Origin of the sequence: Pseudomonas sp. GZD-222, assembly GCF_049310525.1 — a bacterium.
Taxonomy (GTDB): Bacteria; Pseudomonadota; Gammaproteobacteria; order Pseudomonadales; family Pseudomonadaceae; genus Aquipseudomonas.
This window is the reverse complement of sequence record NZ_JBMOWO010000053.1, coordinates 162,877-175,980: the sequence shown is the minus strand read 5'-3', so window position 1 is coordinate 175,980 and position 13,104 is coordinate 162,877. Positions and strand designations below refer to the sequence as shown.

Here is a 13,104-nt window from a genome sequence, read left to right as displayed (position 1 = left end):
TGGGCTATAAGTTGTAAGAAAAAAACAGCCCGCCAGGAAGAACCGATGCAGGTGCTGAACAAGAAACTGGCCGATGAGGGCCGCGACACCCAGTCTTCACCCGACCGGACCTTGCGCGAATTCAATTTGCTGCGCTGGTTTTCTGTGGTCAGCCTGTTGATCATCGCCTCGGTGGCCGTGGGGCTGGGCTATGTCTCGACGCAATTTGTGGTCAATGACAGCGTCGAGCGTGATGCCATGCTCACCGCCCAGTTCATCCAGGCCATGGCCAAGGCCGAGGTGCGCCACTCGCGAATTCCGCCGGGCACCACCATGGCGCAATTGCTGGATCCGCGCATGGACCATCAGCATCCGGGGATCAGTGCCGACCTGGCGGCGTCCACGCGGATCGAATTCCTCGACCATGTCGAACACCTGCCCGATACCTTGCTGACCAATGTCTATGCGCTGGACCGGACCATTGTCTGGTCCACCAACCCGCTGCTGATTGGCCAGAAAATCGTCGGCGATGACGACCTCGATGAGTCGTTCAACTCGCAAGTACCGGTGTCGGCCAGCTATCACAAGGCCGATGAAGACCGTGAAGAGCAGAAATTCCAGCGTGAGCCGCAGTACCTGTTCATCGAAAACTACATCCCGATGTTCGATGAGAGCGGTACCAAGGTGCTGTCGATGGTCGAGGTGTACAAGGAACCGCAGGACCTGGTGCGGCGCATCCAGCGCGGTTATGTGCTGATCTGGACCTCAACCCTGCTCGGCGGCGCACTGATCTACTTCGGCCTGTTCTGGATCGTGCGCCGTGCGGCGAGCCTGTTGCACGATCAACAGACCAGGCTGGTCGCCAGCGAAACCTTTGTGGCCCTGGGCGAGATGTCTTCAGCGGTGGCGCACAGCTTGCGCAACCCGCTGGCGACCATTCGCTCCAGCGCCGAGCTGGCGCAGGAAATTGCCAGTGACCGCTCACAGAAGAACATCGGCGACATCATCAGCCAGGTCGACCGTATGTCGCGTTGGGTACGCGAGCTACTGGTGTCGTTGCGGCCGTTGAAGGACGATGCCGAAGCCGTTGACCTGATTGCCGCGGTTGAAGACACCTGCAGCGCCTTTGCCCCGCAGACCGAGCGCAACAAGGTGCAACTGCAGGTCAGTGCACCACCGACGGCGTTGGTGGTAAGCCAGCCGGTGTTGCTTACGCAGATTCTCAACAGCCTGTTTTCCAATGCGCTCGAGGCGATGCCCAGTGGCGGCCGATTGACCCTGGAAGTGCTGGAGCTGCCGGATGAACGCAAGATCCAGCTAACCTTGAGTGATACCGGCAAGGGCATGAGCCAGCAACAGGAACGCATGGTCTTCAAACCTTTTTTCACCACCAAGCAGGGCGGCCTGGGTGTCGGCCTGGTATTGGTCAAACGAATAATGGAGCGTTTCGGCGGCGCGGTCAGCCTGACCAGTCGCGAAGAGGAAGGAACCCGCGTATGCCTGACTTTCAATGTTGCAGCGGGAGGGGATCATGGAGCACAGCATCCTGGTGGTGGAGGATGATGAAATCCTTGCTGAAAATATCCAGACCTATCTGGAGCGCAAAGGCTTTGAGGTCACCGTCTGCCATAGCGCCGAGCAGGCGCTGGAGCAACTGGGGCAGTGTCAGCCCGACGCGGTATTGACCGACAACTCGCTGCCGGGCATGAACGGCCACGAGCTGATCAAGGCCCTGGCCGTGCGGGCGCCGGAACTCAAGGTGATCATGATGACCGGCTACGGCAACGTCGAAGATGCCGTGCTGGCGATGAAGGAGGGGGCCTTTCACTACCTGACCAAACCGGTGGTGCTGGCCGAACTCAAACTGATGCTCGACAAGGCCCTGGCAGCCGACCGCATGGAACGTACGCTGTCGTTCTACCAGGAGCGCGAAGCGCAGAAGTCCGGAGGGCAGTCGCTGATCGGCGAGTCGCCGGCCATGCTCGGGCTCAAGCACACCCTCACGCAGTTGCTCGATGCCGAGCGGCGCATGTCCAGCGGTGACTTGCCGCCGGTGCTGGTGGAGGGCGAGACGGGAACGGGTAAGGAACTGGTAGCCCGCGCCCTGCATTTTGACGGGGCGCGCAGCAAAGGGCCGTTCATTGAATTCAACTGTGCTTCGATTCCGGCCAACCTGCTGGAGGCGGAACTCTTCGGCCACGAGAAGGGCGCGTTCACGGATGCCAAGGACCGCCGTGTCGGTCTGGTAGAGGCCGCCGATGGCGGCACCCTGTTCCTTGACGAGATCGGTGAAATGGACCTGCTGTTGCAGGCCAAGCTGCTCAAACTGCTTGAAGACCGGACGATTCGCCGTATTGGTGCGGTGAAGGAACGCAAGGTTGACCTACGCATCATCAGCGCCACCAACTGCAACCTGGAGCAGATGGTGCAGCAGGGTAAATTCCGTCGAGACCTGTTCTTTCGCCTGCGCATCATCTCGATCAAGGTCCCCCGGTTGTATGCCCGCGGTGAAGATATCCTCCTGCTGGCCCGGCACTTCCTGGCGTTGCATGGCAAGCGCTATGGCAAGACGCACTTGTATTTCAGTCCCGACGCAGAGGAGCTGCTGCTCAATTACAGTTGGCCGGGTAACGTTCGGGAGCTGCGCAATATGCTTGAACAGACGGTATTGCTTGCGCCTACCGAGGAGATTGCGCCGCATCAGCTCAATGTCTGCATGAGCCTGGTCGATGAACCGTTTGAAATGCCGGCGCCGGTATTTCACGAGAGCCACGGCGGTAGTGAGATGCCCAGCTCGACCAGCTTGCCGGAGGTGGAGCGGGACATGGTGCGCAAGATGCTTGATCGCACCGATTGGAATGTCACCAAATCGGCGCGGCTGCTGGGCTTGAGCCGCGACATGCTGCGTTACCGGATCGAGAAACTCGGCCTGACCCGGCCGGATAAGCGCCAGTGGTGACCATCTGTAGGAGCGGATTTACCGGGGCGCCGGACCGCCGCGATGGGCTGCGCAGCAGTCCCAATTTTTGGGGCCGCGCTGCGACCCATCGCGGATAAATCCGCTCCTACAGGTAGGGGTTATTCACGCCCACGCATGAAGAAGCCCGCCACATACTTGCGAAAGGTGTCCAGGCTCTTGAAGTCGGCAAAGCGCTTGAAGGTTTCGCCTTCAGGCTCCGGCCCCAGCGGTTGTTCGGTCAGTGACACAGAAAGCACCCGGTCCTGGTCGGAGCTGAGCACCAACGCATCCATGCCCTGGCCACCAATCACCGGGCGGCGCATGAGCACCCGCACACCCTTGCTGGCCATCCAGTCGATCAAGGACACCAGCACTTTCAATGGCTCGCGCTCTTCATCGCGGTACACCGGGAACAGGTGTCCGCGCGACAGCACCGGGACGCTGGCGACATGAATAAGTTCGTAGAAGTGGCTGCCGGCACTGGCCGGTGAGTAGATGGCCAGGGCCAGCAGCGGTCCCGGCGTCTTGCTGCCGCCCCACAGCAGGTGGTGGCCCTGGAAATCGAAGCCGTCTTCACTGCGCTCGTTGTACACCTTGCGCGCCTTGATCTGGCTGACGCAGTCAAGCATCAAGCCATAACGACGATGATTGCCAAAGGCGCTGGAGTCACGCAGCCGGGCCTTGAGCATCATCATGTGCTTCATGTCCAGGCGGGTTTCCAGGTAGTTGCTGGCCGGCACCCGCTCGATCAAGGGGTAACGGCTGGCGACGCTGCGCAGTTCGGCGAACTGGCCGGTGAGATCCTTTTTCAGGTGAGTGGCATAGACATTCAAGCCCCCGGCTTCGATCAGGGTCAGCAGCAAGGACAGCAAACGATGCTGCTCACGCTTGTCGCTGCCATCGCTGGTCTCGCCCGCACTGCCTGGGGCGGCGCGGCGAAAATCGCCGAGCAGGCGCAAAGGGGTATCGGGAGGCAGCCAGGCCGCTGGCAGCACCTCTGAATCTTCCTGGCGGCCGGCCTCGCGTTCATCCTTGATGAAGGCACACTCGGGGTCATGCTCGGCGGTGCCGGGGTTGTTCTTCAGGAACAGGGTACCGGTGTTGCCGTTGAGGTTGACGTTGAGAATCGGCATCGCCTTTGGCTGGCAATCACACGCCAGCCAGTGCCCGGCGGCGCGGATCTTCAGCAGCAGCTGATTGGCCTGCAGCAGGCGTGGACCTGCCAGGTTGCCCTGGACAAAACCGCGCAGCAGTTCATCTTCGGCAGGCGTGAGGGTGCGTACCAACGCAGCGTTTTTTTCGATGATTCTCATGGACAATCCTGGCCAACCTTCCTTTGCCTGCCACCTTAATGCAAAGCCCGGCTGGCGGCCATGGCGCCAACCGGGAAGCACCGAGATTACTGCCCGCCAAACAACTTGGCGGCGCGGGCGCGGATTTCTTCTACCGAGACGTCCTCGACATGGGACGAGACGAACCAGAGATTGCCGAACGGGTCTTTCAAGGTGCCGCTACGGTCACCGTAGAACTGGTTTTCTACGGCCCTGACCTGGGTGGCACCGGCCTTGATGGCCTGGGCAAAGCGTGCGTCGACATCATCGACATACAGGTGCAGGCCAATTGCTGCGCCACCCAGCGATTGGCTGCTGACCAGACCGCCCTCCATGTCGCACGGATCGGCGAGCATCAGTGACGAGTCGCCGATTTTCAGTTCGGCATGACCGACCCGGCCATCCGGGCTTTCCAGGCGGAACATCTCGACCGCGCCGAACGCGGCCTTGTAGAAGTCGATGGCCTTGCCGGCATCCTTGATGCCCAGGTAAGGGGTGATGGTGTGTTGTCCTTCGGGGATTGGTTTGACGGCCATTTTATACATCCTCCTTAGCGCGCCGCAGAGTGGAATGACGCGAAACTGTATATTTGTACAGTTTCGGCGATTCGGCAAATCAAAATCTGCGGCGCTGGACGGACGGCGATCAGAAAATGTAATCGGTGGTCAGGAAGCTCGAGTCGCGGTTACGGATGATGTCGCTGATCAACTGCTTGTTGCTCTCCTGGAACTTGGTCGCCACCAAAGTACGGATCGAGAACACGCGCAGCGCATCGTGGACCGATAAGGTCCCTTCGGCGGAGTTCTTGCGGCCGTTGAACGGGTAGGTGTCCGGGCCACGCTGGCACTGGGCGTTGAGATTGATACGGCCGACCTGGTTGGCGAAGGTGTCGACCAGGCGCCCGACTTCGGCCGGGTTGGTGCCGAAGATGCTCAATTGCTGACCGAAGTCGGAATCGAGTACATAGTCGATCACGGTCTGCAGATCTCGGTAAGGGACGACCGGCACCACAGGGCCGAATTGTTCTTCCTGGTAGACGCGCATCTGCGCGCTGACCGGGTACAGCAGGGCAGGGTAGAAGAACGAGCCACGACTGGCACCACCGCCTTGGTTGATGACGCGTGCGCCTTTTTCCACTGCGTCAGCCACCAGGCCATTGAGGTAATCGATCTTGCCCGCCTCGGGCAACGGCGTCAGGGCCACGCCGGGTTCCCAGGGCATGCCTGGCTTGAGTGCGGCCAGCTTGCGCTGGAATTTGTCGAGGAAGCTGTCGACCACCTCTTCATGGACAAAGAGGATCTTCAGCGCCGTGCAGCGCTGGCCGTTGAACGACAGGGCGCCAGTCACCGCTTCGTTGACGGCGTTGTCCAGATCCACTTCGGGCAGCACGATCCCCGGGTTCTTCGCATCCAGGCCCAGGGCCGCGCGCAGGCGGTGTGGCCGTGGGTGAAGTTTTTTCAGGTCGCTGGCGGCCTTGTTGGTGCCGATAAACGCGAACACGTCGATTTTTCCGCTGGCCATCAAGGCGCTGACGGTCTCGCGGCCGCGGCCATAGATGACGTTGATCACACCTGCCGGGAAGCTGTCGCGGAACGCTTCGAGCAGCGGGCGAATCAACAGCACGCCGAACTTGGCGGGTTTGAACACCACGGTGTTGCCCATGATCAGCGCCGGGATCAGAGTGGTGAAGGTCTCGTTCAACGGGTAGTTGTAGGGGCCCATGCACAGCGCTACGCCCAGCGGTGCACGGCGAATCTGGCCGAGGGTGTCCTGTTCCAGTTCGAAGCGGCTGGAGCGGCGGTCCAGTTCCTTGAGGGCATTGATGGTGTCGACGATGTAGTCGCAGGTGCGATCGAACTCTTTTTCCGAGTCCTTGAGGTTTTTGCCGATTTCCCACATCAGCAGTTTGACCACCGCCTCGCGCTGCGCGCGCATCTTGCCGAGGAAGGTTTCGACATGCTGGATACGTTCGGCCACACGCATGGTCGGCCAGGCACCGCGGCCCTTGTCGTAGGCATGAACGGCCGCGTCCAGCGCGGTGAGGGCGGTGTCGGCATCCAGCAGCGGGGTGTTGCCGAGGATCACCTGCTGCTCCTGATCAGCCTCTTTGAGCCACACCGGGCTGCGCACGGTGGCCAGTGGCCCGTCCCAGCGCTGCAACTGGCCGTCGACCAGGTACTCGCGTTGTACCAGCGGTTCGCCCAGGCGGTAGGCCTCGGGGATCTCGTTGGCAGTGGGAAACAGCGAATCGAGCAGACGGTCCATGGGCGCAGCACCTCTTTTTCTATGTGGGTGAAACGTTTCAGTCCGAGCATAACGCCAGCGCGCTAAAAAAAGCCAGCCTCGCTCAACATTGCGCCCAAGGCGCCGATAAAGCATTAATCCGATGTGAATAACGGACCTATGAGCACAAGAATCCTCGCCCTTGATGACAAACGGGTCCTGCCAGAAACCCTGGGTACTACCCTCAATCGCCTGTTGCCGATTGGTTTTGCCCTGATTGGCATCGGCTTGTCGGTAGCCCTTGGGCGCCTGGATGTTCAGCGCCAGGAAAGCGAACTGGTGGCCAACGCCGGTGCGCGTTTGTCCGGGGTGCGTGCGGCCCTGGAAGCGCAGTTGCGCTCAGCGTTCGGTGAGACCGAAGGCATTGCCCAGTTGATCAGTGCCGACGGTGAAATCAGCCCCGAGCACTTTCACGACATGGCCCGCCAGGCCATCGCCTCGGTCCCGCATATCCGCCATATCTCCGTGGCCCCGGGTGATGTGATTGCCGATGTCTATCCGCTCAAGGGCAACCTGAGCGTCATCGGTGTTGATTACCGTCACCTGCCGGACCAGTACCCGATGTTGCAGCGCGCTCGCGACCACTACAGCCCGGTGCTGGCCGGGCCTGTGCAGCTGTACCAGGGCGGGCGCGGCCTAATCTACCGGCGGCCGGTGTTTCTCAAAGGGCACAAGGGTGTGAAGCTGTATTGGGGCAATGTCTCGATCGTCGCGGACATAGACCGCTTGCTCAGCGCCTCCGGGCTGGACCTGGATCCGGGCTTTGAGCTGGCCCTGCGCGGCGTCGATGGTCAGGGCTCGGCGGGCGGGATGATCTGGGGCGATCCAAAGCTGTTCGGCGAACATGCAGTCACGGTCAACGTCGATGTGCCGGGTGGGCTTTGGCAGTTGGCGGCGAGTCCGTTGGGCGGCTGGCCGTCCATGAGCCTGTTCGCTTCGCCGTTGTTCCTGTTTGCCCTGACCTGCACCGGGCTGTTCAGTGTCTTTGTCGCGCAGCTCAATCGCAGCAACCACCTGATCAACCTGCGCAACCGCGAACTCAAGCAATCTCAGGCGCAGCTGGAGCGCCTGGCCCATTACGACGCTATCACCGGTTTGCCCAACCGGCTGTTGTTCAATCAACGCCTGCAAGCCGCCATCAACAGCGACCAGCGCCTGGCCGTGCTGGTACTGGATATCGACGGCTTCAAGCAGGTCAACGACAGCCTTGGCCATCCCATGGGCGATCTCTTGCTGCAGCAGGCCACCGCACGCTTCGTGCAACTGATCGATGAACAGGACAGCCTCTGCCGTCTGGGCGGGGATGAGTTCGCGTTTTTGCTGATTGGCGCCGAGCAGGACTGTGTCGAACGGGTTCAGGCCTTGCTGCAAACCCTGCAACTGCCGTTCGACCTCAAGGGCAATGCGGCGCTGGTCACCGGCAGCATCGGCCTGGCCTGGTACCCTGAGCACGGGCAGACCTGCGAGCACCTGTTGCGCTATGCCGACACCGCCATGTACGCGGCCAAGGAGAGCGGGCGCAATGCCTGGCGCTTGTATCACCCGGACATGACCGAGCGCCTGCAGGAACGCCTGTGCCTGGAGCGCAGCCTGCGCCGGGCGCTGAAAAACAATGAGTTCGAGCTCTGGTATCAACCCAAGATCGACCTGTTCAGCGGTCGCGTTGAAGGTGCCGAAGCGCTGCTGCGCTGGCGCGACCCTGAACGTGGCCTGGTGTCGCCCGCGCAGTTCATTCCGCTGGCCGAGCGTACGGGGCTGATCATTCCCCTGGGTGAGCGCGTGCTGGAACTGGCCTGCGAGCAGATTGCCGCCTGGCGTGCTGCCGATTGCCTGCCGGGCCCGGTGGCGATCAATGTCGCCGCCTTGCAGATCGAACGCAGCGATTATGTTGCCAGCCTGTCGCGCAGCCTCAAGCGTTATGACTTGCCACCCACTTTGCTGGAAGTGGAAATCACCGAAAGCCTGTTGATGGAAAGCCAGCAACAGGCCTGCGCGGCACTGGCTCAGTTGCAGACTATGGGCGTGGCCACAGCAGTGGATGACTTCGGCACCGGTTACTCGTCCCTGGCTTATCTGAAGTCATTGCCCATCGATCACTTGAAAATCGACCGCGCCTTCATCAAGGACTTGCCTCTGGACGATGACGCGGTGGCGATTACCCGGGCAATTATTGATCTGGGCCATGCCCTGGGTTTTCGTATTACCGCCGAAGGCATCGAGACCCAGGCCCAGTATGACTTCCTGCGCAATGCCGGTTGCGACCAGGGCCAGGGCTATCTGATGGCCCGGCCGATGCCCGCGCAGGCCCTGAATGCCTGGCTGCGCGAGCATCAGGAGCGGCGCCAGCTGCCTTGCGGTTGAGTGCTGCCGCGCGGTTAATGATTACAGCGGCAGTTGCAGCAATTGTTCAGCGCCGAAGTCCAATGCCAGTTGCATATACGCAGGGTCCTGGTCCATGCGTTGCAGGCGCGCCCAGACAGCTTCCTGAGTGCCTTGCGGGTCAGCAATGTAATCGTCTTTGAGCAACAGTTCGCGCAGGTCGCGACGAAAATTCAGGGGCAAACGCTCCCAGAGCAATCGCTGATCGGCGCTGATACCCTCGAGCAGTTCGTCGTAGTCACTGTCGGCGAGCAACAGGTCGAGACCATGTTGCTGGTAATACGCCCTGATCTGATCGCGAAGCTCGCTGCTCAAGTTATCGCTTTCCAGCCTCATGGCCGATGCGTGGGCGCGGGGCAGTTGAAAACCTTATAGTCTGCGAGCCCAGTGCATCCGGTCGTCATTGATGCGCTCGAGCAATCGCTCGCGCAGTGTCTCGCCGGGCAGCTGTTGAAGTCCCATTTCTTCACGTAACGCTGTCGGTAGTGCCTGGATAATGGTCGCGCATAGATCCTTGCTGAGAGGTCCGGAGCGGGGCGAGTCGGCGGTGAACGCTTCATACCCCTGAACACCTTTGATCACTATTCGGCGGCGTAGGGCTTCATCTGTTCCCGCCTTGGCGAGCAAAGCACCCTCGGCACTGCCGGCGCGAAGCTCAAGACGCAGATTCGTCGGCCAGCCAGGAAGACTTTCCAGTGCGAGCAGGGCGAGGCGCTCACTGTCGCCAGCGGTCAGGCGAGTGACATACAGGCCCTCAAGGGCGCGGGCCATGGGCAGATCGCTGCTGACCTGTGCGGCGCTATGTTCCAGCCAGGCAGGCAGCGCTGTCTGGTCTTCGAGTACAGGCACTTCGCCTGGGTATAGGCGTGTCAGCAACTGCCTGGCAATGGGCAAGGTGAGGCGCGGGTAGCGTGTCATCAACCGGGCTTGCAGAGGGCTGGCAGATTCTGAGCCGTTGTACAGCTGTTCGAACAACGAGCTGGCGTCAAGCGTGGGCATGACCGCAAGTCGGGCTGCCAACTGACCTTCGACGCTCATGCGTTTGAGCGTGTCAGCCAGTAGCGCGGGTGTGCGGGCATTGGCCAGGTGTGTGTAACGCAACTCGTTGGCACTGACGCCGCTGATGCGTGCAGCCTGTTCCAGCTGCTGGTCGTCGAATCCGTCGAACCTGGTATCCAGGCGCCGCACCAGAGTTGCCAGTGACCACCCCTGGGGTTGCTCGTGCTCGGCGCGCCAGGCGCCGTCACCATTGTGTTCAAGCTGCGGTTGGTAGGCTTCGGCATCCGCCGGGTGGACAATCCGCCAGCGTTGCAGCTCGGCATCGAGACGTTGTTCGTACCACTGGCCGTCCATGCTGATGTAGTGCTTGTCCTGATTGAGGTACTGGCCCATTGCATTGGGCTCGAGCGTCTCTGGCAGTTGCACCGTGCTGCGGTAGGGCGTCAGATCCGGTCGCCACAGGCGCTGGCTAGCGTCTTCGAGGGTTACAGGGTCGAGGCTTTCCATCAATCGGCTGTTGAACAGCTTGGGCACGACCTGACCGGCTAAATGCAGCCCGCCGATCAGCGCCAGGTTCAGCCCGACCACTTCCAGGTGGTGCAGGGCCAGCAGGCGATCACCGACGCTCCAGGCCTGATACCCCTCATAAACCTCATCGAGCAACTGGTAAGCCAATACGGCCGTCATCAAGGTGCCAACACCGGGAACGAAAAAGCCGGCCATCATCAGCGTATTCAGGCCGATGCTTTCCCATGCCGCCAGCCGCCGTTTGCGTGCCTGCTCGTCGACCTCGGCGGTTGGCACTGCAAGCTGGCGGGCCTCGGTCTTGAGGCGGGTGACATGGTCCTGGTACAGAAAGCCGAACAGCTCACCCTCGATGGCTACCGGTGCCAGGTGCAGGTCCGCGCTTTCGCGCAAGGGCCAGATCTGGTCATTGGGAGAGTCACCGTCGGCATCGAGGCTCTGCCGCAAGCGGCTGAGGAAAGTTGCCTGCTGATCGCGCGGAACGTAGGCCAGGAAGCGTTGCCGGAAGTCCACCTGGAGCAGATCGTCGCGCAACTGGTCATGCACTGCGGACAGGTCGTGGAACTGCTGCAGTGCCGTGGTGTGGCCCGGTAGATAGAGCAGCAGGTTCGCTTCGTCGAGGTCGAGAATCAGCGCCTCGTGCAAGTCGATGCCGAACAGGCTCAGCTGGTTGCAGGCCGGGGGCGTACCCTCTTCCAGCAATGCCCGCAGCTGATCCAATGCTTCGCCGTTCATGTGCTGGCGGAGGAAGGCGAGGTCTGCGGCCAGGCGCAGACAATCCTGGTGAACCTTCATCGCCAGAGTGGCGACCCGCGCGGGCGCGAACTGCGAGTCCAGGTGCTCCTGATAGCGCTGGCCGAGGTCCAGGGCCCGGCAGGTGCGGGCGAAGTCCGCCGGTGTCAGGCGCAATGGCGTGATTTCGTAGGTCTCGGATTCCAGCTCGATATCTACCCGTGTCTCGCTGTCGCCCAGGCTGGTCTTGCCAACGACGACCGTCTTTGCGACCTGCACATCATCGCTCAGGGCCAGGGCACTTTCGCGGCTGAATTCCACTTCGTCTTCGAAGTTGTGCAGCGCGGCTTCGAGCAGGCTGCGGCGTTCATGCTGGCTGACGTAGGTTTCGAAGGTGAACAGGTGATGGATGTGGATCAGCTCGGTATTGCGCAGTGGAACGGACAGTTGATGTTCGCTTGTCAGCTGCTGTGCCAGCAGGGGTTCGGCGAATTCTGCAATGTTCTTCAAGCCCTTCAGCGAGCGGGCCAGCGCCTGCTGTGAGTGTGTCAGGCGTGCCTGGCTGGTCAGTACGGCTTCGCGCAGGTCGGGGGCGGCGTTGGCGAACCAGGGGGCTTGGGCATCTGCCAGGCCTTGGGCGGGGACGAGGGTTTCGTGCAAGGCTTGCCACTGCTCGACCGAGGCGTGTTGGCCCAAGGGCGGAAGCTGGCGCTTGATCAGGTGATGGTGCGGGTTTTTCGGGGCTATGGATGACATCATCGGTGCTCCTGTTTCAGGGGCACTCAGGAAGCGTCAGACGACGAAGACAGAGGTGGTAAATAGTTGTAAGCGCACCGGTGGGAACGGGGGGCAATCAACCTGTAAATTACCCAGCACATTTTCAGAAATTCCCTCTTCCTTGTAGTCCATTTCCCAAAGATACTTGCACCGCCTTTGAGCCGCTGCACTGCTCTGGAGGGCGGCCTAATCTCTGCCGGTCGTTGGCACTCAACGACCGGCTTTGACAGGCCGACCTAACCTTCAGAACATGTGCTGCTTAATGGCGGCTGTACGTGGGGCACTTCGTGTGCGCCGAGTTGTTTCTGGAGTTATCGGTCTGTCAACCCGCGTACAGCTGCCACCTATCTGTTTGACAGCAGGTTTGTGGCCGCATCATTAACTCCAGAGGTGTATATGCTCAAGATCGTCCCTGATCCACCCCTCCATCTCGGTGACACCCACCATTCCCTTGAAGACCTTCTCGTTCAGATCTCGGAGTACCTGGTCTGCGCGATGACTGTGGCTCAGCAGACGGTGCTGCAGCATCCCGATCCGCCCGGGCAGGTTCTGACCTTGGCGACGATGCATGAGATCGACAGTGCTCACCGCTTGGTTGAGCTGGCGCTGAGCAAGGTGCAGTTGCGGCTCTGAGCTTGGTAGGAGCGGATTTATCCGCGATGGGGCGCAGTTCAAAGGCTGGACTGCTATGCAGTCCTTCGCGGATAAATCCGCTCCTACGCTAATGACAGTTGTTCTCACGTTTAGGCTTAGGAATGGTTTATGACTTACAAACATGCGAAAGGCAAAACCTGGCCTATCAAAACCTGTGGCTAGGCAGTTTTGGCGAAGGCATCGGTGGTCGAATCGAAGACCGGTTGTTCCGCACCACTGCCGGGCACGATGCGCAGTATGCGCTGGAGCAGTCCAGCATTTTGATGAGCTGTGTGTACAAGATCACCTTGCAAGCCGGACTCGATCAGGACGACACGCTGGCGTGGGTGGCTCATTACCTGAGCGGTATGGCCAAGGCGCTGGTCGAGGATGTTGCCCACGTGATGATGACGGGAGACTGAGCAGAAAAGCGGCTTGCAGGTTCCGTGAATGCACGGAGGAGGGTGCTTGTCCAGCACTCTGCACCTGACATTTTTGTCAGTTGTG

The 13,104-nt window shown here is 60.8% G+C and carries 10 protein-coding genes; 5 read left to right on the top strand and 5 right to left on the bottom strand.

Annotated elements, in window-relative coordinates; translation table 11 throughout:
* Positions 1-45: 45 nt before the first annotated feature.
* Entirely contained in the window at positions 46-1,542 is a 1,497-nt protein-coding gene (locus ACO6VD_RS09780) for a sensor histidine kinase (protein WP_422418649.1), read from the top strand.
* Complete coding sequence (locus ACO6VD_RS09775) at positions 1,511-2,938, top strand: sigma-54-dependent transcriptional regulator (protein ID WP_422418647.1); 1,428 nt, start codon at positions 1,511-1,513, stop codon at positions 2,936-2,938. The genes ACO6VD_RS09780 and ACO6VD_RS09775 overlap by 32 nt, the downstream gene beginning before the upstream one ends.
* A gap of 119 nt (positions 2,939-3,057) precedes the next feature.
* Here ACO6VD_RS09775 and ACO6VD_RS09770 read toward each other — a convergent pair whose 3' ends face one another.
* The 3 genes from ACO6VD_RS09770 to ACO6VD_RS09760 form a co-directional block, all read right to left on the bottom strand.
* Entirely contained in the window at positions 3,058-4,251 is a 1,194-nt protein-coding gene (locus ACO6VD_RS09770) for a hypothetical protein (protein WP_422418645.1), read from the bottom strand.
* Positions 4,252-4,337: 86 nt separating this feature from the next.
* Positions 4,338-4,805 carry a VOC family protein gene (locus ACO6VD_RS09765; protein ID WP_422418643.1) on the bottom strand — a complete coding sequence of 156 codons (468 nt, stop codon included), beginning with the start codon at positions 4,803-4,805 and terminating at the stop codon, positions 4,338-4,340.
* Between the two features lie 109 nt (positions 4,806-4,914).
* Positions 4,915-6,534, bottom strand: coding sequence for an NADP-dependent glyceraldehyde-3-phosphate dehydrogenase (locus ACO6VD_RS09760; protein WP_422418641.1), 1,620 nt, complete (start codon positions 6,532-6,534; stop codon positions 4,915-4,917).
* A 138-nt stretch (positions 6,535-6,672) separates the two neighbouring features.
* Here ACO6VD_RS09760 and ACO6VD_RS09755 point away from each other — a divergent pair, with 138 nt between their 5' ends.
* Complete coding sequence (locus tag ACO6VD_RS09755) at positions 6,673-8,913, top strand: putative bifunctional diguanylate cyclase/phosphodiesterase (protein WP_422418639.1); 2,241 nt, start codon at positions 6,673-6,675, stop codon at positions 8,911-8,913.
* A gap of 21 nt (positions 8,914-8,934) precedes the next feature.
* Here ACO6VD_RS09755 and ACO6VD_RS09750 read toward each other — a convergent pair whose 3' ends face one another.
* Together ACO6VD_RS09750 and ACO6VD_RS09745 are read right to left on the bottom strand one after the other, a co-directional pair.
* A complete protein-coding gene (locus ACO6VD_RS09750) occupies positions 8,935-9,246 on the bottom strand; it encodes a hypothetical protein (protein ID WP_422418638.1) in 312 nt (103 codons plus the stop codon).
* Between the two features lie 54 nt (positions 9,247-9,300).
* Positions 9,301-11,943 (bottom strand): dermonecrotic toxin domain-containing protein, encoded by a 2,643-nt coding sequence (locus ACO6VD_RS09745; protein WP_422418636.1) that lies wholly within the window; start codon positions 11,941-11,943, stop codon positions 9,301-9,303.
* A 417-nt stretch (positions 11,944-12,360) separates the two neighbouring features.
* Between ACO6VD_RS09745 and ACO6VD_RS09740 the strand changes: the two genes are divergently transcribed.
* Both ACO6VD_RS09740 and ACO6VD_RS09735 read left to right on the top strand, forming a co-directional pair.
* Positions 12,361-12,597 carry a hypothetical protein gene (locus ACO6VD_RS09740; RefSeq protein WP_422418634.1) on the top strand — a complete coding sequence of 79 codons (237 nt, stop codon included), beginning with the start codon at positions 12,361-12,363 and terminating at the stop codon, positions 12,595-12,597.
* A gap of 122 nt (positions 12,598-12,719) precedes the next feature.
* Entirely contained in the window at positions 12,720-13,019 is a 300-nt protein-coding gene (locus ACO6VD_RS09735) for a DUF3077 domain-containing protein (RefSeq protein WP_422418632.1), read from the top strand.
* The last annotated feature ends 85 nt before the right edge of the window (positions 13,020-13,104 follow it).